Origin of the sequence: Henriciella sp., assembly GCF_029936995.1 — a bacterium.
GTDB lineage: Bacteria > Pseudomonadota > Alphaproteobacteria > Caulobacterales > Hyphomonadaceae > Henriciella.
In genome coordinates this window covers 1-18307 of sequence record NZ_JAPYRE010000006.1, presented here as the reverse complement: position 1 = coordinate 18307, position 18307 = coordinate 1, and the positions used below count along the sequence as shown (strand labels likewise).

General features: G+C 55.0%; 15 protein-coding genes. 11 read left to right on the top strand and 4 right to left on the bottom strand.

All coding sequences use genetic code 11. The annotated features are described in order from the left end of the window. Positions 1–140: 140 nt before the first annotated feature. Complete coding sequence (gene gyrB, locus Q1K31_RS13260; protein WP_300380421.1) at positions 141–2564, top strand: DNA topoisomerase (ATP-hydrolyzing) subunit B; 2424 nt, start codon at positions 141–143, stop codon at positions 2562–2564. A 1054-nt stretch (positions 2565–3618) separates the two neighbouring features. Further along, the gene (locus tag Q1K31_RS13255; protein WP_300380420.1) at positions 3619–7509 is read left to right on the top strand and encodes a hypothetical protein; all 3891 of its coding nucleotides are present in this window, start codon (positions 3619–3621) and stop codon (positions 7507–7509) included. A gap of 43 nt (positions 7510–7552) precedes the next feature. Here the strand turns inward: Q1K31_RS13255 and cas1 are convergent, their stop codons facing one another. Beyond that, on the bottom strand, positions 7553–8635 hold the full coding sequence (gene cas1, locus Q1K31_RS13250) for a CRISPR-associated endonuclease Cas1 (RefSeq protein ID WP_300380418.1): 1083 nt from the start codon (positions 8633–8635) through the stop codon (positions 7553–7555). 40 nt (positions 8636–8675) lie between these two features. On the opposite strand from cas1, the gene Q1K31_RS13245 reads away from it, so the two are divergent. The 5 genes from Q1K31_RS13245 (at position 8676) to Q1K31_RS13225 (ending at position 13143) form a co-directional block, all read left to right on the top strand. After that, a complete protein-coding gene (locus Q1K31_RS13245) occupies positions 8676–9371 on the top strand; it encodes a hypothetical protein (protein ID WP_300380416.1) in 696 nt (231 codons plus the stop codon). Positions 9372–9460: 89 nt separating this feature from the next. Beyond that, positions 9461–10039, top strand: a complete 579-nt coding sequence (locus Q1K31_RS13240) for a hypothetical protein (RefSeq protein ID WP_300380414.1) — start codon at positions 9461–9463, stop codon at positions 10037–10039. Between the two features lie 17 nt (positions 10040–10056). Next, complete coding sequence (locus Q1K31_RS13235) at positions 10057–10434, top strand: hypothetical protein (RefSeq protein ID WP_300380413.1); 378 nt, start codon at positions 10057–10059, stop codon at positions 10432–10434. Continuing rightward, entirely contained in the window at positions 10431–11339 is a 909-nt protein-coding gene (locus Q1K31_RS13230; protein WP_300380410.1) for a hypothetical protein, read from the top strand. Before Q1K31_RS13235 ends, Q1K31_RS13230 begins: the two co-directional genes overlap by 4 nt. Beyond that, positions 11332–13143, top strand: a complete 1812-nt coding sequence (locus Q1K31_RS13225; protein ID WP_300380407.1) for a hypothetical protein — start codon at positions 11332–11334, stop codon at positions 13141–13143. Before Q1K31_RS13230 ends, Q1K31_RS13225 begins: the two co-directional genes overlap by 8 nt. Before the next feature lie 7 nt (positions 13144–13150). Here Q1K31_RS13225 and Q1K31_RS13220 read toward each other — a convergent pair whose 3' ends face one another. Next, complete coding sequence (locus Q1K31_RS13220) at positions 13151–13870, bottom strand: hypothetical protein (RefSeq protein WP_300380404.1); 720 nt, start codon at positions 13868–13870, stop codon at positions 13151–13153. 93 nt (positions 13871–13963) lie between these two features. Here Q1K31_RS13220 and Q1K31_RS13215 point away from each other — a divergent pair, with 93 nt between their 5' ends. The 3 genes from Q1K31_RS13215 (at position 13964) to Q1K31_RS13205 (ending at position 16869) form a co-directional block, all read left to right on the top strand. Beyond that, entirely contained in the window at positions 13964–14185 is a 222-nt protein-coding gene (locus tag Q1K31_RS13215) for a helix-turn-helix transcriptional regulator (protein WP_300380401.1), read from the top strand. A 218-nt stretch (positions 14186–14403) separates the two neighbouring features. After that, positions 14404–15828, top strand: coding sequence for a GIY-YIG nuclease family protein (locus tag Q1K31_RS13210; protein WP_300380398.1), 1425 nt, complete (start codon positions 14404–14406; stop codon positions 15826–15828). A gap of 15 nt (positions 15829–15843) precedes the next feature. After that, positions 15844–16869, top strand: a complete 1026-nt coding sequence (locus tag Q1K31_RS13205; RefSeq protein WP_300380395.1) for a hypothetical protein — start codon at positions 15844–15846, stop codon at positions 16867–16869. 98 nt (positions 16870–16967) lie between these two features. On the opposite strand, the gene Q1K31_RS13200 is transcribed toward Q1K31_RS13205, so the two are convergent. Next, on the bottom strand, positions 16968–17252 hold the full coding sequence (locus tag Q1K31_RS13200; RefSeq protein WP_300380392.1) for a GIY-YIG nuclease family protein: 285 nt from the start codon (positions 17250–17252) through the stop codon (positions 16968–16970). Between the two features lie 142 nt (positions 17253–17394). Next, positions 17395–17922: a DinB family protein gene (locus Q1K31_RS13195; RefSeq protein ID WP_300380390.1), complete on the bottom strand. Its 528-nt coding sequence runs from the start codon at positions 17920–17922 to the stop codon at positions 17395–17397. Between the two features lie 88 nt (positions 17923–18010). Here Q1K31_RS13195 and Q1K31_RS13190 point away from each other — a divergent pair, with 88 nt between their 5' ends. Next, positions 18011–18295, top strand: a complete 285-nt coding sequence (locus tag Q1K31_RS13190; protein ID WP_300380387.1) for a hypothetical protein — start codon at positions 18011–18013, stop codon at positions 18293–18295. Positions 18296–18307 lie beyond the last annotated feature (12 nt).

Below are 18307 nucleotides of genomic sequence, written 5' to 3'. Positions count from 1 at the left end.
CCCTGTAAAACCTTGTATAATAAAGGTTTTACAGGGGCGCAAAACACGCCGCAAAACACAGCCCGTTATTTTCCTTTTGCCCCCGATTCCTCTATATTTGAGGGGTACTGTGACGAATCACACGAGGCAGGCGGAAAAACATGGCCGAAACAGCTGACAACATGCCCGAATACGGTGCCGATTCCATCAAGGTCCTGAAGGGCCTGGAGGCGGTTCGCAAGCGCCCCGGCATGTATATCGGCGACACCGATGACGGCTCCGGTCTCCACCACATGATCTATGAGGTCGTCGACAATGCGATCGACGAGGCGCTGGCCGGCCATGCCGATGAAGTGACCGTCTCGCTGCACCCGGACGGCTCTGCCGAGATCACCGACAATGGCCGCGGCATCCCGGTCGAGACCCACAAGGAAGAAGGTGTCTCTGCCGCCGAGGTCATCATGACCCAGCTGCACGCGGGCGGGAAGTTCGACCAGAACTCCTACAAGGTCTCCGGCGGCCTGCACGGGGTTGGCGTCTCCGTCGTGAACGCCCTTTCGGACTGGCTGGAGCTGCGCATCCACCGCGCCGGCAAGGAGCACTATGTCCGATTCATCGAGGGCGGTCAGGTCGAGGCCCCGCTGAAGGAGGTCGGCGACAGCCCGAAGCGCGACAATGGCGAGCCCTATACCGGCACGGCCCTGCGCTTCCTCGCCTCCGGCGAAACCTTCACCATGACCGAGTATGACCGCAAGACGCTGGAACACCGTCTGCGCGAGCTCGCCTTCCTCAACTCGGGTGTCCGTATCGTCTTCCGCGACCTGCGCGGGCCGGAGCCCTATGAGGCGGTGCTCGAATATGAAGGCGGCGTCAAAGCCTTCGTCGAGCACCTCAACCGCCAGCGCACCGCGCTCACGCCCGACACGATCTACGCCGTGGCCGAACGTGACGGCATCACGGTCGAGGCCGCCATGGCCTGGACCGACAGCTATCACGAGACCGTGCTCTGCTTCACCAACAACATCCCGCAGCGCGATGGCGGCACCCACCTTGCCGGCTTCCGCGGCGCGCTGACGCGCATCATCAACAAGTATGCGGGCGAGACCGGGATCGCGAAGAAGGAGAAGGTCGACATCTCCGGCGATGACGCCCGCGAGGGGCTGACCTGCGTGCTCTCGGTGAAAGTGCCGGACCCGAAATTCTCCTCCCAGACCAAGGACAAGCTCGTCTCCTCCGAGGTGCGCCCCGTGGTCGAGAGCCTGATGGGCGAGAAGCTGTCTGAATGGTTCGAGGAGAACCCCAAGGACGCCGCCAACATCATGCAGAAGATCGTCGAGGCGGCGGCCGCACGTGAAGCCGCCCGCAAGGCGCGCGAGCTTACCCGCCGCAAGACCGCGCTCGACATCACGTCGCTCCCCGGCAAGCTCGCCGACTGCCAGGAGAAGGATCCCTCCAAGTCCGAGCTTTTCATCGTCGAGGGGGACTCTGCCGGCGGCTCGGCCAAACAGGGCCGCGACCGCTCCAACCAGGCCATCCTTCCGCTCCGCGGCAAGATCCTCAACGTGGAACGCGCGCGCTTCGACAAGATGCTGAGCTCAGACCAGGTCGGCACGCTGATCATGGCCCTCGGCGCGGGTATCGGGCGCGACGAGTTCGACATGAACAAGCTGCGCTACCACAAGATCATCATCATGACCGACGCCGATGTCGACGGCGCCCACATCCGCACGCTGCTGCTCACCTTCTTCTACCGCCAGATGCCGGAAATCATCGAGCAGGGCTATCTCTACATCGCCCAGCCGCCGCTCTACAAAGTCTCGCGCGGGCGTTCGGAGCGCTACCTCAAGGACGATATCGAGATGGACAACTATCTCATCCATGAGGGCACGACCGGCGAGACGCTGATCCTGTCAGACGGCACACAGATCGCCGCGGAAGACCTGCGCGAAAGCGTGCGCAAGGCCGCCAGCTTCAAGCAGGCCCTGTGGCGCCTCTCGCTGCGCGCCCCCGGCCACATCGTCGAACAGGCCGCCATTGCAGGCGCGCTCGGCCCGGAGGCCGGCGACGCACAAGCGCAGAAGACCGCCGAACGCCTCAACATCCTTGCCGAGGAAGGCGAAGACAGCTGGGAAGGCTTCTTCGAGGACGGCAACCTGACCCTGCGCCGCGAGGTCCGCTCGGTCGAGGAGAAGGCCGTGCTCGACAAGGCCCTGCTGTCGAGCCAGGACGCCATCCGCCTCAACCACCAGGCCGACGAGATCCGCGCGCTCTATGAGGAGCCCTCCATCCTGCGCAATGACAAGGCAGGCGAAGTCACCGTGCACGGCCCGATCAGCCTGTTCGAGGCCGTCCTCGCCGCCGGGCGCAAGGGTCTCAAGATCCAGCGCTACAAGGGCCTTGGCGAAATGAACGCCGACCAGCTCTGGGAAACCACGCTGGACGAGAACGCCCGCACCCTGCTGCAGGTCAAAGTGGCCCACGCCGACGACGCCGACGACATGTTCACCCGCCTCATGGGCGACATCGTCGAACCCCGCCGCGAATTCATCCAGGAAAACGCACTGGAAGCGGAGGTGGATGTGTGAGGCGGATATCTTGAGGCACCAAACTCCTGCCGGACTTAGCCAACGGTAATGACGACCTTTTTCGAGTCGAACTTAGATACTCATCGTCACTCGATTGAGCAGGAGACGGCCATAAAAACTACCGAACTTAAATCCGACGCAATCAGTAGCGGCTTCATAGACAACTCTAGGTACTGGTTAGAATTCGAAAGAGTTCTAGCCGAGTCGGTAGCGAAATACGGCGACGAACTCGAAGATGAGCTTCTCCGATACGAAGCAAATCATACTCCGATCAGGCTTATGGACTTTGACTTGGCATCTAATTCGATTGATGTCTTTTCTGATTGGTGCAGCCATCACTACGAGGAGCAAAGAAAAAATCGATACAGCCACAACTCGTCAGAAATAGTGCCGTTTGGCGACGGACGTTTTCACAGAGCTTGTTCACAAGCAAAACATCGTATTTCTGGCCGGAAATCAGAATTTAAATCCAAGCGGTCTTTTTGGAAATGGGCTATAGGTGATTTACGACACCGGATTTGGTCTGGGCTATTAGTTTTAGCCGGGTCGGTACTTTATGCTCTACTCAGCTTTCTGACCTCGTTACTGTAGCTAGTGAAGCTAATTCAGTAAACTCACCTTCACGCCGAATGGCCCACCGAGCCATTCGGCCACAGCCAGCCTGTTTCGATCTGTTTCAGGCGGTCAAGGCTGCCGCAGGCACGGCGAAGCCGCTTGGGCCTTGAGGGGCTGAAACAGATCGGACACACCCGCCCTGAAATCCCCACCCCCGCTCATCCCGGCGAAGGCCGGGATCTCGGGCAGTAAAAGCTCCGGACCAAGTCTCATGGAGACCCCGGCCTTCGCCGGGGGGTATAGTGATGTCCGGTAGAAAATATTGCGCTCATCAGGCGAGCGATACTGAAAGCTCCTCGATCATGATCGATGTGACATCTAGTGGTTTCACCGTTCAATGAGCCAATGAGGCGGGCTAATTTGCTGAGCTCACCAAATAATGTTGCTCTACTCAACATAAGTGATACCGAATCAACTTGGGCCTGAACAAGGAGCGGACGTGGCTCGACTAATTGAAAAGACGCATTTCGAATCTACCGAAAAGAATGCAGACTGGGAAAAAATCCTTCCCGAGTTGTTCAAGCGCTTACTCAACGTATCAACGGGAGGAGTAAAACTCGCGAACACCTACACTGTCGACGGTGAAAACTATCGGGTCACGGGATTTGATGGTGTAGTTGTACTTGAGGAAAAATGTGAAGGAATACCAGAGGGCAACGTTTGCATCGAATATGGTGCTACATCTTCGCGGTCCGGTCTCATCAAGAAAGCAAACGAGGAACTCGAAAGAGTCGAAAACGCGTTGGCTAAGCCTAGCGATTTTGCATTCGTCATGGTTGGGCGGGCTACCTGGTCAGGCGAGATTGAGGTCGGCAAAAAGGGCGAAGAGAAAAAGGTGCTTTGGCAGGAAAAGGCCACCAAGGACACGAAGTTCAAGAAGGTGGTGCTTTTTGATCAGTCTCGATTAATTGACTGGGTAAACCGGGATGTCGATACTTGCCTATGGCTGCTTGAAGAAATCGGATTAATCCCCAATGCTTCTGCATACGGAGTCTGTTCTGCCGAAGAACGAATAAGTCTTTGGAAGCGTCGTTTTCGAGACGAAGTCTCGCCAGAAATCCTTCTCGACGGGCAATCGTCACTGCTCGAACTACGCGATGCACTCCTGAGAGAAGAACCCATTAGCTACTTGCTTGGGAATTCAGACAGAGAGGCAGCCGTGGCAGCTTGCCAACTATGTTTGAGCTCTCCAGAACTAGAGCATATTCCGGTCGTCTGCGTCCAAAACGAAGCCGGATTGAATCTGCTCAAAAAGGTTGGAACTCGACATATCGTAATCCTCGAAGGAGAAGCGGCGGCTTATCCAAATCGGTTGGAGCGGCACTCCGTTTTGGTTGCTAAAGCTATTTCGTCCGACCCCGGTCTAGCGAGTTGCTATTTGCTCCAACGACCTGATGTGTCGACATTCGCAAAACATATTAAACCGGTTGGTTCGCAGAACGCCGAAACCATTGAAAAAGCGGCCGGGCGAAATTTGTCTGCACTAGAACGGCTTAGAGGTACTGTCGAAGGGGAGAAATGCCCATGGGCTGATCCAGATTTAACGGACGCCCCACTTCTCAAACGCCTTGGAATGATTGCTGCTTGGAACGTAAGTCGAGCTGTCCGACGTGAAGAGCGAGGCGAGCACGGAGCTAAGAGAAACTTCATCTACAAGGATGTTGAAGCACTAAAGCAACACGCAGGTGTTGAAACGTATTCACAGATCGAGTCGGTCGTTCGCAAGTACGGGCGAAATCCACTGGCCCGAGCTGGTTCGGCAGACCCCATGTTTGTTGCGACGACTAGCATCGTAACGCTAAATGGACCAGTCGACGCATTTTTTAGGCTTGCACGCTATTACACTGACGACGACTACGATGCTTTCGAGAATCTACTCCGTGTAGTGTTGAACGATAAAGTTCAGCAGGGTGTAGATAGAGATCAAGTTTTCGACCCTTCAGAATATTCCGGCTTCAGCAGTGACTTTGTCGGAGGGGTGATACTTACCTTTGTTTTGATCGGGGTATTTGGCGAAGACCCCGACTTGAGTCTTCGTCCTCACGGACAGAAATGTGCTGATTGGTGTCGCAGCGTCTATCAATCGAGCGTCCCTCAGCTTCTGGATAATCCCAAATTTGGTGCTGCCATCGAAGAATGGTTGCCCCTACTCGCCGAAGGCGCTCCTCAGCCTTTTCTGGAGTCCCTCGAAGCGGCCATCGAGGGGAACGCCGAAGGAATGGCCGCAGTCTTTAAGGCGCAAGAGTCCAAGTTTAGTTTCATGGATTTTCATTTGGGGGCGTCTCTTTTGTGGGCCCTCGAACGCCTCGCCTGGTTGTCCGAGCATGTAGAGCTTGTTTGTCGGCTCTTGATGAAGCTTCATTTGGCAGTGTCCCCAATCGATGAAAGGCAAGGAAATCAGCCTTTATCGTCGCTCCAGGGAATTCTGTCCTTTGGTGTGCCTCAAACAGCTGCAGGAACAAAGCAACGAGCGAAGATCATTCGCGGTCTAGCAAACGAGTTCGGTCCGCACGTTTTGGAATTGCTAGTTCCTCTATTGGACAATAGGGGCGGGCGCATTGTGATGAGCACCAGCAAACCAATTTTCTCAAGGGTCCAGGAGCAACGCTTAACTTGGGGTGATTTTTACGAAGTTCGTGATGAAGCGGTTGATCAAGCAATCAGTGTTGCTTCGACAAATGCCGCTGATCTGGCAAAGTTGGTAGAATGCGTGCCTTCCATGGTGAACGACTTATTCGAGCGCTTTGTTGCGCACATATCCAGCATCAATGGCGATGACACCGGCGCGGACGAATTGGTCGAAGCATTGAGAACATTCACCGGACGCCATCGTCAGTTTTCCGATGCTGATTGGGCGATTGAGGATGAACGATTAAGTCAGTTGGAGATGGAGTTTGAAAGACTTCAACCAGATAACTCCAACCGTTATCTTTGGCTGTTTAAATCGAGCTGGGTCGAGACATTTCGCGAGCGAACCGATGATCCGCAAAGCGATTTGGCTGAACTGCGAAGGTTGGCTCTTGAAGGCATACTCAATAAGTACGCAGATGAGCTTTCAGACTTCTTGCAAAAAGTGGCATCGCCTTTTGCCGCTGGGGTAGCTTTAGCCCAAGCCACGCCCAACTCCTCAGCAATTATGGATCACATCTTGACGGTGTCCCCGGATAGTGAGCACGGCCAAGAACTCATCCGAGGAATGTCCCGAGGAGCTGCCATAAAAAATCCAGCCGAATGGGTTGCTATTATCAATTCCAAGACTGACGCGTTCTCTAAACACCTCAGCGAGTTAGTTGGGGAAGGGCTCTATAACGCGACCCCAATTCTGGATGCCGCGACAACTGGGGGATTACCACCGCAAGTATCTTCAGGATTTTGGAGATCAGCCAATGCATACTCATTCGTGGGCGATAACCTTTCGCAGGCCGTTGTCGACGGGTTCAAAAGCGTGGGCCGCATCCACGACTTAGCTCATGTGGTGGCGAACGATCCTTCCGTGCCAATCGAAACTGTTCGGCTAACTGCGAACGAGTACCTAAAAAGTGTGTCGAACGCTCATAGTGAGGGACGGCCAAGAGGACAGCTTGACTTATATCACTACTGGGAACTCCTAGGCATCGCTGAAGACCGCGGTGCTTTGAGTTTGAGCGAGCTTGCAAAGCTCGAATTTCCGCTAGCTGAGACGCTTAGATTCAATGGTCCGGAAAGAACTCCTGCGCTGTACAGATTCCTTGCGAAAGAGCCTGCAGAGTTCTTCGAGCTAATTCCAATTCTGTACAAGCAGGATGATGCCCCGAAAGACGAGCCCAGGCAGGCCTCTTCGTTGGGCGACGATCAGCCCGACGAAGGAATGTGGCGACCGGCTTTCCACATCATTGAAAACATGAACGTAATGCCTGGTTCGAGTGAAGGGCGTATCGATGATGACGCGTTGATGTTGTGGGTTGAGAAGCTCTTTGAGATTGCGCGGGATAAGCGGTTCGAAAAAGGAGCCTCAATAGCCATCGGGCAGTTGCTTTCTAAATCGCCAGTCGATCCCACGGATAACATCTGGCCACATACCGCCGTACGTAAAGTGATTGAGAAGTATCCAAATGAGCGGCTGATCTCTGCCTTGCGCACAGGACAGTTCAATTCTCGCGGAGTTATTTCGGGACCTATGGAAGACTACTACGCTGAGTCAGCCAAAAAATTTCGGCGGTGGGCGGATGAGCTAGACGACTTTCCGCGTACGCAATCGTTGTTGCGCTCGATAGCCACCAGTGACCAAGGCTGGGCTGATCGGGAAGCTGAAGAAAGAATTTCTCAGGAAAACAAGCCGGGAATTTCTTAGCTGTTTCTTCAGTGATTTCCGACTACTCGCAGGTATCAATCTGTTAAGCCAGGCTTCGAGCAAATTCCGGATTAACCCGCACCACCCCATCACTCTGCAAATCAAAATCCGCCCCGGAAAACGTCTCCTCATTGATCAATTTCAGAACGATCCGATCGACTACCGGACGGTGCGGCTCCATGATGTCGATCGCGTAGCCGGGCCGAGGCGGGCCATAGCTTGAGCGTCGTCGCGTGTGGACCACACCAAGCATCGGATCATAGCCTTCCGTGATCGCTTGAAGCTGCATTCTTCCGAGGAGGACTGCGTAGACGTAATTCAGCATCGCATTGACGGGATGTGTCGCGAAGATGTTGGCCCCGCCTTTGTTCAGAACGGCGAGCGAGCCCCGCGAATAGAAGCTGCGCCACTCCACCGGAATAGGATGACGCTTGCTTTCCCGCCAATTGATTTCCAGCGCCCGCCATGCGGCGAAATAGAGACTGGCGGATTGTGCTTCGATACCGAGCAGAGACTTTAGCTTATCCGGCGGATCATTCTGCAGCCGGTGCAGATAGCTGCCGATTTTCTCTTCAGCTTTATCGCGAGCCTCAGAAGCAGGCAGATAACCGTCGAGTGTTGCGAGCGCGTTAGCTAGCTTGTCGCGCATGAGTGGTAGATAGAAGGTCAGTTTCTCAGCGTCGTCTTCGCGGGCTCTAATCTGCCAGGCAAACTTATCCGGGTCAGCGGCCTGACCGCCAGATGTGACCAGCGAGAAGAACTCGCCATTGTATCTGATACGAATGAGCGGGACGTTCTGTTCTGTCAGCCAATCCAAGGCGTCGAGTGTGATTGAGCCCGCACCATCCAAAACAATGATCCGCGGCGGTAAGTCGAGACTACCTTTGAAGAAGACGTGTTGAGCGGGTTTACTCGGAAAATGCGTGGCGCCGTCCTGGATGATCAGACGGCCATTGTCGACCTTCATCGAAAGGCCGTAACCGACCAGAATGAGCGGGTCTTTGCGGCGCTCGCGGCGTTTTCGTTTTGACAGACCAGCTTCGTTTTTGGCTAACCAATATTTGCTACGAATAGACCATTCGTCAGCTTCGATTGTCTCGTTTTCTTGACCAGCTTCGAAAGCCAAAACTCACCCCACTTTTCTGGCCAAACCATAGCATAGATCATTGGAAAATATCGAGAATATATGGGCCGATGGCGTCTGGCTGAGAGACTTTTTTGAAAGTCGAAAACGGTCTCTCCCTGACAATCCGGAATTGCTGGAGAAGTGGAACGCCTCCAATCATCCTGTGTCAGAGGCGACAGCGGACTACATGCTGCGCGGCCTACAGCATAAGGATGTCTGGCGTCGTGCCCGCGATGAGATCGTGACGGATTTATCCCGAGGACAGGTCGAGGCTATTGGACGCTGCGTCTTCGGTGGAGCTGGTAATCGGCTCGATCGAATACCCGCGGGCTTCTGGCCAACTGCCGAACTAGACATCGACCAGAATAGCGCAGGCGATGAAAGTCTTAGATACGACCGCATCAAACTGATCGATCTCAGTACACATGGTCGAGAGACCGCAGCAACATTTAGCAGCAATACTGACCGCAAGCAAAAGAGTCCGCACAAACACGCGAAGCCGGGCGGCGCTCATTCTTATGAGATGTACCGGCGGAAGGTTCTTCTAGAGTGCTTGAACGTATACAACGATTTTCATCAGTGGAGTGCGAGCCAACAACGCAGTGAAGCAGTCCGAATGGCTCGGAAGCTATACAGCAAGCAGGGCGTACATCAAAAGTTCGGCCGAACCTCATTTTTCATCACGAGAAATAACCTCATAAAAGCAGGGCTCTGGCCGTCCAAAAACGTTCAATAATGTCCGATTTTATGTTGGACGTTTCTGAAATCTATTACTGAACGGCGTGCTCTCCGAAATTCGATCCGAACGCAGCAATCGGATCGAGCATGGCCCGCAAACGCAACTACGCAGCCGAATATAGACGCCGCAAGGAACGCGGTCTCGCTCGGGGTTTAAGCCTCTCCCAGGCACGCGGACATCCCAAGCCATCCGAGGTCCGTGCCACCGGGAAAGCCGCACCGCCCCGCGCGGACGCGAAGATCAATGAAGCCCTGAAAATCATGAATGGCGGCATGTCCATGACCGCTGCCGCCAGGGACGCGGGCATCTCACCGGAACGGTTGTCCTGGTATCTCGCTCAAACCGGTCTTGGCCAGAAGCAGGGCCGCCGTTGGGTCATCGGAGATACACGCCCCCGGCGTATTCCGGTCATCCAGGATGCCAAGACCAAGGCCGTCACTGTACCAGGCTTCGCGCCCGCGAGCCTTGCCGGGCACTACCATAACGACATCCGGAAATTCCTGCGGAGCAAAGACCCTCGCTTTCTTGAGCCTTATCGCGGACAGGGCGTGACCGACATCAAAGGCCGGTTCTACCCGTTCGAAACCAATCCCAATTCGATCATCCGCTACGCCCTGAAGAGCGAGCCGGAATTCCACGAAATCTACAAGATCACCAACCCCTGAAGAAGGAGGACTGCATCATGCTGTCTGACATTACCCGAAAAGACCTAAGGCGCGAGGCCGATTTCCGGCGCCTCAAATCACGCCATCCAATCTGCCTCTGGTGCGCTTTCAACGCCCACCCGGCAGCCCTCGAATTCGCCCACCTCATACCCAGAAAGTTCGCGATCGGCACGGGCGGAGCGCTTTGCAGCAATTGCCATCGCAATTCTACCGACAAGGAGAAAGACATGTCGTTCAAGCCTAATACCCAAGACCCCGACCGGGAGACTATCGGGCGTTACCTCGATGCCCTGGCGGATTGGCTGTTTCAGATTTCGCATCCGCTGAAGTCATTCGGCCAGTCCCTCATCGAAGAGGCCGAAGCCGCCTCCAAAGACGAGGAGGCAGACCAATGAGCACTTTCAGAACTCATATACATGTGCGGGCCTATTCCGAGCCTTCTAACTGGACACCGAAGGTCTTCCGCCCCGCAGGCTTTGAATTCGACCTGACATCGGATTGGCAAATCATCTTCGACACTGAAACCACAAGCGATGCGATCCAGACGCTTCGCTTCGGTGTCGCTCAAATCCGTAAAGCCGGCGTGTTGATCAAGGAGGTGATCTTCACGGCGCCGGATTTACCGCAGGCGGAACAGACGCTGATTTCCGATTATGCCACCGCGAACGGGTTGACGGTTCTCACCGTCGAGGATTTCCGCAAGAGTGTCATTCTGGATATTGGCTATCGCGCCAATGGAGCGATCATCGGATTTAATCTACCCTTTGATATCGCCCGGATCGCCAAAGGAGCAAGCGAAGCGCGGGGCAGTATGCGTGGCGGCTTCACATTCTGGTCCACCCGCTGGAAGAGCGATCCGAACATTCGCGTCAAACATCTCAACGCCACAGCCGCGCTTATGGATTTCGCCACGCCGGGTGATCAGCAGCAATCTCGAGGCATGCGCAAACGCAATGAGAAAACAGAACACAATCGTGGGACCTTTCTGGATGTGCGGACCTTGGCGGCAGCGCTTCTCTCAGGCCGGTTCTCTCTCGGCAAACTGGCAGAGCGTCTGAACACGCCGACACGGAAACACGAGACCGATGAGCATGGCGGCCCCCTTAGCTGGCAATATCTCGACTATGCACGGGCTGATGTTCAAGTGACCTGGGATTGTTACACGGCTCTCGCCAAAACCTATGCGGACTTCGGTCTATCGACGCCGCTCAAACGTATTCTCAGTGAAGCCAGTCTCGGCAAAGCCCTCCTGCGCGAAATGAATATTCGCCCGCTTCTGCGGAGGGATCACGATGCTTAATCGTCAAATCTTTGGGCAAACCATGACCACCTATTATGGCGGGCGGGCGGAAGTTCGCATCCGCCGGTCCATTCGCGAAGTCGTCTATTGCGACTTCAAGTCGATGTATCCAACCGTCAATGCGCTCATGGGGCTGAATGCCTTCCTGGTCGCGACGCATTTCGATCATTTCGAGGACACCGAAGCTATTCAGCGCTTTCTCGAAAACGTCACCCTGGAAGATTTGAACCGTCAGGACATCTGGGGTGAGCTTCATGCGATCGTGCAGCTTCGACCGGAGAGTGACGCCTTGCCTGTGCGGGCACGCTACAGCGAAGAGCGCCAGACAGCGACGATCGGTCTAAACCATGTCGTGTCGGAAAAGCCTCTTTGGTACACGCTGGCGGATATTGTCGCTTCAAAACTCCTGACTGGCAAAGTCCCGCAGATTGAAAAGGCCGTGCGGTTCACGGCTGGACCGAAACAACCCGACCTGAGACCGATAAATCTCTTGGGCCGGAAAGAATATCTCTTCGATCCGAACACGGAGGATATGTTTGTCCGGCTCATCGATATGCGGGACGAGGCGAAAGCGGCGGGCGACCCAATCCAGAGCCAGCTCAAAATCCTCGCGAACTCGACCTGTTATGGCATCTTTGCCGAAATTGTCCGCGATGATCTGAGCGATCCGGCAGACCTGCATGTCATCGGGTTGGATGGTAAGCCTTTCACCTTCCACTCAACCGCAAGCGAGAGGCCCGGCACATATTTCAATCCCGTGCTCGCCGCCATGATCACCGGCGCCGCGCGGCTCATGCTCGCCTGTGCGGAACGGGTGGGTCAGGATGCGGGCCTCAGTTGGGTCTTCTGCGACACAGACAGTATTGCACTTGCCCGGCCTGATGGCCTTTCGCGGAGTGACTTTCACGCTCGCGTCAACACGGTTGTCGATTGGTTCACCCACCTCAATCCCTACAAGGAGGCGGGCTCCATTCTTCAAATCGAGGATGTGAACTATGCCCCCGGATCGGATGAAGAGATTGAACCCTTGTTTGCATGGGCGATTTCAGCCAAGCGCTATGCCTTGTTCAATATCGGTAAAGATGGCTTGCCGGTCATTCGGAAAGCTTCAGCCCATGGGCTTGGGCAATGGATGCCGCCTTATTCGGAAGATGATCCAGCACCCGGTGTTCCCCCGCCGATCGAAGACTTACGGGCAATGGGTATCCATCGCTGGCAGTATGATTTCTGGTTCTTTATCCTGAAAGCCGCCCTGGACGGTACGCCGGATCAAGTTCGCATCGATTTCCATCCAGCGCTCTCCAATCCGGCCTTGATGCGGTGGGGTGCAACAAGCCCGGAAATGCTGCGCTACATGAAGCATTTCAATGCGGGGAAACCATACGAGGCACGGGTAAAGCCCTATGGATTCATGGCCGCGCCGACGGCGAGGACAGAAGCCTGGGTGGATATGCCGGTCGAAGAGGCTGAACCGTCTAGGCGGGGGCGGCCACGAAAGATGAGGTTGCCGAAACCGATTGCGCCGTTTGAACGGGATAGTGCCAGTCTCGCCGGGAAGGTCTTCGATCGCGAAACCAGCGAGCCAATCAGCCTAGATCAGCTGAAGACCTATGCTGAGGCGATAGCGCTCTATCATCTCAGCCCGGAAGACAAGTTCGAGAATGGCGGGCCGGTCGATACCGGAGAAACATATCGCCGGACCGTTGAGGTGACCGGCGTTCAGTTGATTGGGAAAGAAGCGAACAAGGTGGGGGACACTGGATATCCTGAGCCAGATGCCAGGCCGCTTGCGGTGTTTTCATGAAAGGTATCTAGTCAAGAACAACCGAAAGAAGCTGACCGTTCTGATCTTCGACCACCCCTTTCTTGGGATGCATCATAAGACCCACGGTATCGAAGTCGCCTGAAAAACTGCGCTTTCCATTCGCGGCTTCGTAGATGCCGCTGGCCCCACCCCACGTGTAGAACAAGCCAGTGAAGGTGTCGCCATTGCGGTATGTGAGCACGCCTTCCATTGGATAAGCGCCAGCTTCAGACGGGCGCTTCATATCACCTTCAAATTGCGAATAGGGTTTTTCGGGTGCAAAGTCTGCAACCACCTCCCCCCAATTCGACATGTCCGGATAGTATAGGAATGCCACAAGCCCGCGAGCGGTAGAGCCCGTCTCGTATTCGATTTCTCCGGCAAATAATTTCTGTTGAGGGGGCACTCCCTTATCGAAGAGTACGCCTTCGAGGATTACACCCTCAGAGACAATCTCCCGGAATGGTTCTCCTTCTTCGATATAACCTGGCAATTTCCCAGCGGATGCATTCGCCCGCTCGGCAGCATTAATTGCTCTTTGATAGTTTTCTCTCGCACCTCTGACAGCGCCTTTCACGCGAGCGTCCGGAATGATGTCAGAGTTAATATCCGGCCAGTTAAATTCTAGCGATGCGTTGGCTTCCGTTTGGTGTGTGATTTGTTCGGCATCTGCCGAGCTTGCAAACGCCACACCCGCTACAAGCAAAACTGTCACGAACCGATACATAGCAACCTCCATTCGCCCATCCATACGGGGTAGGCCACATAATAGGGTATATATACCCTAGTGAGGTTGCATTTTGTTTAACTAATTGGCTGAATGTTTTGGGAAAAGGTCGTTGGCCTGAACATTCGAAAAATTCGAAGGCAGGCGGGCCTGAGCCAGGAACAACTTGCACTCACAGCGGACATGGATATGCGCTATCTCGGCGGCATTGAACGGGGTGAATACAATCCGACCGTTGAAATGCTGGGGCGCATCGCTGAAGCGCTTAATGTACACCCACGAGATTTTTTGAATGAACAAACTCTCGATGAATAAGCTAGCTGAGACCAACGCAAACTGAGGACAAATTGGCAAAGAGAGCCCACAATGCCCAACTCCCTAATCTTCCCTTTCGTGGGTATGTATATCGCTCTTTGTCGGAGCTATTAGACGCAGCGGTACCTCCACCCACAAACAAAGCAGTAACAATCGGCGGGCGTCTACGTACGAGAGCGAAACAAGGGGAATTAACCGAAGAAGTGGTTGAGGAGTGTTTGTACTCCACGCCGGAGGTTTATCGCCGTAAACACGGCTCCCGAGTGACATGGGTAGAGACAGATGATGGCGAGCAACGCGTCGACGTGCTTTATGCTGATTTGGCCGATGGCTCCGTTCAATATCCCGTTTTCAGAACTCGGCTCACTTCATTAGCGAAGCGAAGAACAGAAATATCCCAATCCGCACTCCGCGATGCCGCCCTATTATCCAGCGCCGACTGGAAGACTTTCTACGGAGGTGGGCGGCGCTCCGGATTCTCTTACTCTGGTACGGAATATCCAAACGCTCAAGGCGACTATTCTGGCTTCACCGCCTTTTTGAAGTCTATAGGACGCTACGCCGACAAAGGCTTATTGAACTCTCGACGAAAGGCTCAGTGGGATACGGACGACCTTTTGCGTGAACCACCAACCGAATCTAATGAACCTGGCTACATCTACGCAATCATCGAAAAGGCGACGGGAAAAACCTACGTCGGGCTAACAGTCAACAAACCGCAAATCCGCTTCCGACAACATCTCAATTACGCTGAGACTGGAAGCAAGACACCTTTTCATAAAGCCTTGCGAAAGAAAGGTGGGGCTGCGTTTAGGCTCCAAGTTCTAGAAGAGATTTCTTTGGAGAGTGCCGGGAGATCGGCAGATGGTCTGGATCAACGAGAAATATTCTGGATTGAAAAGCTTAATAGCCTGCATCCACAAGGATACAATGTCCGTCCCGGAGGCCAGATTGGCCGATATGATGGAAAGCGAGTAAATTGGCAGGGGCGAGAGTTTAGATCGATAGAAAAGATGGCCAGAGTACTCTCCGATGAAACCGGGTTGGCCACTCACGTCATTATCAATCGCTACCGAAACAACGAACCCCTACCTGAAACAGCGCGAGCCCAAAGCAATCATCCAGACGCTGGCGGTGAACTATGGCGGCAGTGGAAAGGCATTCTCAAACGTGCGGGAGAGAGCGGCGTAGAAGAAGCTTGGCTCGATTATAATCAATTTAAATCCGACATCGGGACCATCGATCAGTCTGGACTAATGCTGACGCGCTCAGATGAATCGCGACCGTGGGGACCTGACAATTGGACGCTAATGTCGTCGAAGCAAGTAGTTCGGCGAACACATGGCAAGAAGTTCGCCGCGTTCGGTAAGACATGGACGACAAAACAAGCTGCTTTGGACGCGCACGGCGTCCGCCGAAACGTTTTTGATTATCGCATTAAGTCAGGAATGAGTGTTGAAGAGGCTTTGACCGCTCCCTTGGGGCCTACTTCCGCAAAACCATTTAAGTTTGAAGGAGAAGTGTTCAGGAGCCGCAACAGCGCTTGCGAGGAATTAGCGAAACGATACGGCATGACCACCCATCAAGTTAAGGACAGATTGGTGCGTGAAATACCATTGGCCGATTGGCCGATATCCTCCTGAGTTCAAGAAAATACTATGATCATTTCTAGACCGTTCCCGACCCGGTTCGCGATCTTGCCGAACGCCTACTACACGTATGACCAGCCTTCCGGAGATCGTAAGCTTACTACCCGAATTTCTGCCGAATATACGCTCAACAATGGTCTGACGGTTGTAGCAGTCAATGTAGGTCTGCTCGCTTTCGATTTTGAAAAAACCAACCTTGGAAAGTTCGACCTATTTGATAGCGACGCGCCGGGCGTAATACCTGAGGTCGTTACTCAGAGCAGAGATAACATGCTGGAAGTTCAAACCCGACGACTTGAGCAGGCGGTATTTGTATCAGCCTGCATATTCGGAAAGTACGCCTTCTCAAAAAATTCATCCATCAAGGAGCCACGTTACCCAGGGCTGGATGAGCTATTCAATTGGGACCGATCCTCTACCACAAACGAAGTTGAGTTTTTTAAGAGCGACGAGCAACGACTACGGGCTTTGCTGGCAAGTGCAGCTCCACAAGGTCGCTCGGCATGGCAAAATTCAATTTCAAGCGAGCAGTTCCGCGAGGGTGTTGAACTTGCTGATCGTCTGATGGCAGCCAATTCAGAAAACAGAGTTGCCGATTACACCGCTCTTATAACGATGACTTATCAAGCTGTTGTACTCCACTCTCGTCAGCACGCTGGAGCAAGCGTCGCACTCAGTGCGACAATTGCAGAAGTGCTTTTAGAGGAGTTGTTGTACTCAGCTGGGTTTGTCGTAGGGCATCCCGCCAAGGCTGGGTTTGCCGAGAGAAGTAGCGATGAGACGATTTCCAAGAATAAGTTGAAGGAAATGCGGGCAGCTGATCGTATTGCACATTTGGAGAAGTACGGGGTGCTTGATAAATACCTTACCGATCGGCTGAATGAACTAAGAAAGGCACGTAACGAGCTGATGCATCGTAGTCAGGATGCGCGTCCACATCAGTCAGGAAATGCAATAACCGCCGTTCGCGACCTGCTCTACCTCTGTACATCGGAGCAGTTCGAATTGAACGCTCCCTGGACCTACCGGACGTAGCGAGCTTCGGGCTCGCTCTACTTGTACCGCGTAGATATTTTCTCTGAGACATCACTATACCCCCCGGCCTTCGCCGGGGTGAGCGGACAAGTGGGGAGTCACAAGAGGACATCCGCCAGGTCGCGCCAGTCCGGGTTCATCTCCTCAATGAGCCGGACCTTCCAGGCCCGCTTCCAGTCCTTGATACGGCGTTCCCGCTCGAACGCGCTCTCGCGGGTCTCGTGCAGTTCGTACCAGACGAGCATTTCGCAATTATATTTGTGTGTGAAACCGCGGATCAGGTGTTCCCGATGCTCCCAGGCCCGCCGGTTCAGATCGTCCGTCATGCCTGTATACAGCACCCCATGTGGCCGGTTGGTCATGATGTAGACATGGAACGCCATGGCTTCTGCTAGCCTCACGGCAAAGCAATTCCAAGGCTTTCCTTTATCCGCTGACCCCGGCGCAGGCCGGGGCCTCCGGCAATTTGAGTATGGCCTCTGCTGAGAGAGATCCCGGCCTTCGCCGGGATGAGCGGTCCCGGGGTCAAACTTGGGCCGCCCCCCTCAAAAACAGCACATACCCCATCTCGGACGCGCTCTTGGTCAGCTCCATATTGGCCCAAGCGACCACGTCGGCAAACGGACGTCCGGTGAAGGGCCAGCGGGTCAGCCGGTCGCGGCCGAGAGCTTCCGCGTCGAGCGCGGAAACCGCCCCCACCCAGCGCGTACGTAGTGAAGACAGCGCCTCGCGGACGCCATCGGCACTGCCCGGCCAGAAAATCTCCTCTCGTTTCAGCTGTTCGTCGCCAAAGCTCTGGTTCAGCGCCGTGCGCCACCAGTAGAGCATGTGCCAGGTGATCCAGCCGATGCTCGCCGGGCCGATGTCATAGCTTTCATGGTCGGGCCAGTCGGCGCGCCACAGCCCGTCATTGCCCTCGCGCACATGCAGGCCGGTGTCCCCGCCCGGCCGCCACAGGCAGGCCTCCGTGGTCAGCCCGTCGAGATGATGGCTGGCGAGTTTCCACGCCATGTCATGCTGGAGCAGGAGAACGGATTTGAGGTCAGCGGTCATCCACAAGACCTAGCGCGGAGACAGCGCCCGGACCATCCCTTCACCAATTCATCCTACAGCCGGACTCCTGGTGTACCGTCCTCACACCATGACGAGACCGCAGACAGACCGGCATCTTCAGGGCGCTATGGCGCGCATCCGGCCGCAGCTTGAGGCGCTGCTCGCCCGGCTGATGCTGCTGGCCGGTGTGGTCGACGGCGCCGGGCCGGAGCGTATCCCGCATGCCCTGCGCCGTTACATATTGCGCCTGCTGCGCCCCGCCGAGGCGCTGACCCGCCGCCTCATCGTCCTGATGGCGCGGGAGATGGAGGTGGGTCGTCATCCCGGCCGCCCGGAAGCAGGTCCCGGATCACGCCTCGCGTGTCCGGGATGACGGCGCCACCAC

Excerpts from the sequence above, each read along its gene's own strand:
- gyrB (WP_300380421.1), top strand. The coding sequence starts at position 141 with ATGGCCGAAACAGCTGACAACATGCCCGAATACGGTGCCGATTCCATC.
- Q1K31_RS13240 (WP_300380414.1), top strand. The coding sequence starts at position 9,461 with ATGGCCCGCAAACGCAACTACGCAGCCGAATATAGACGCCGCAAGGAA.
- Q1K31_RS13235 (WP_300380413.1), top strand. The coding sequence starts at position 10,057 with ATGCTGTCTGACATTACCCGAAAAGACCTAAGGCGCGAGGCCGATTTC.
- Q1K31_RS13230 (WP_300380410.1), top strand. The coding sequence starts at position 10,431 with ATGAGCACTTTCAGAACTCATATACATGTGCGGGCCTATTCCGAGCCT.
- Q1K31_RS13225 (WP_300380407.1), top strand. The coding sequence starts at position 11,332 with ATGCTTAATCGTCAAATCTTTGGGCAAACCATGACCACCTATTATGGC.
- Q1K31_RS13220 (WP_300380404.1), bottom strand. The coding sequence starts at position 13,870 with ATGTATCGGTTCGTGACAGTTTTGCTTGTAGCGGGTGTGGCGTTTGCA.
- Q1K31_RS13215 (WP_300380401.1), top strand. The coding sequence starts at position 13,964 with ATGTTTTGGGAAAAGGTCGTTGGCCTGAACATTCGAAAAATTCGAAGG.
- Q1K31_RS13205 (WP_300380395.1), top strand. The coding sequence starts at position 15,844 with ATGATCATTTCTAGACCGTTCCCGACCCGGTTCGCGATCTTGCCGAAC.
- Q1K31_RS13200 (WP_300380392.1), bottom strand. The coding sequence starts at position 17,252 with ATGGCGTTCCATGTCTACATCATGACCAACCGGCCACATGGGGTGCTG.
- Q1K31_RS13195 (WP_300380390.1), bottom strand. The coding sequence starts at position 17,922 with ATGACCGCTGACCTCAAATCCGTTCTCCTGCTCCAGCATGACATGGCG.
- Q1K31_RS13190 (WP_300380387.1), top strand. The coding sequence starts at position 18,011 with ATGACGAGACCGCAGACAGACCGGCATCTTCAGGGCGCTATGGCGCGC.